Annotated in this window: 1 protein-coding gene; it reads right to left on the bottom strand. The window is 71.1% G+C overall.

Going from position 1 to position 1,125, the window contains the following annotated elements; genetic code table 11:
- The coding region (locus tag AB0D08_RS40855) for an amino acid adenylation domain-containing protein (RefSeq protein WP_359895443.1) at positions 1-1,093 on the bottom strand (1,093 nt) is incomplete at its 3' end.
- Positions 1,094-1,125: the final 32 nt, after the last annotated feature.

The following is a 1,125-nucleotide window of genomic DNA, read 5'->3' on the forward strand; positions in this document are numbered from 1 at the left end:
TCTTCACCTGGTCGTCGGCCCGGCCCAGGTACTCCAGCACCCCGGCCGCCGTCCAGCGCACCACATCACCCGTGCGGTACATCCGCGAGCCCGCCACTCCGAACGGATCCGGCAGGAACCGCTCCGCCGTCAGATCCGGCCGGCCCAGATACCCGCGAGCCAGCCCGGAACCGGCCAGGAACAACTCCCCCGCCACGCCCGGGGCGACCAGCCGCAGCTGCTCGTCCAGCACATACGCCGAGGTGTTCTCGAGCGGACGCCCGATCACCGGCGTCGCGGACCCGGACAGCGGCCACGCCACCGCATCCACCGTGCACTCCGTCGGCCCGTAGTAGTTCAGCACCACCGTCCGCTCGGCCGAACGCAGCCGCGACCACAACTCCGCACCCAGCGCCTCCCCACCCACCATCAGGACCGCTGGGACGTGGTCGTGGGAGTCCGACAGCAGGCCCTCGGAGAGCAGCACCGACAGGTACGACGGCGTCAGGTCCAGGAAGTCGAGCCGGTGGTCCGCGATGTACCGCGCCAGCGCGGCGCCGTCGAGCCGCGTCTCGTCCGGGATCAGGTGCAGCTGGTGTCCGGCGAGCAGGAAGCACACCGCATCCAGGGAGGTGTCGAAGGTGATGCCGGCGACCAGACCCACCGGCACGCCGGTGCGGTCGGCGAAGTACTGGTCGATCAGGGTGCGCCGGTGGGTGTGGAACAGCTCCGCCAGACTGCCGTGCTCGACCACCACGCCCTTGGGCCGACCCGTCGAACCCGATGTGTAGATCACGTACGCCGGGTGCCCCGGCAGCACCTCCACACCAAGGTCACCCGACCCGCGGGACGCCACCGACGAAGCCGTCACCGCGTCGTCCAGCACCACCAACGGCACCGCACCACCCAGCACACCCGCCGTCGACCCCACCGCAACCGCCAGCACCGGCCGCGCATCCCCCACCATGAACCCGATCCGGTCCACCGGATGCGACGGATCCAACGGCAGATACGCCGCCCCCGACTTCAACACCGCCAACAACCCGACCAGCAGATCCGACGTCCGCGGCAGCACCAACGCCACACACCGCTCCGCCCCCGCCCCCCGGGCCACCAACTCCCGCGCCAACCGGTTCGCCCGCGCAT

The sequence above is a fragment of the Kitasatospora sp. NPDC048540 genome (genome assembly GCF_040651175.1).
Lineage (GTDB): Bacteria > Actinomycetota > Actinomycetes > Streptomycetales > Streptomycetaceae > Kitasatospora.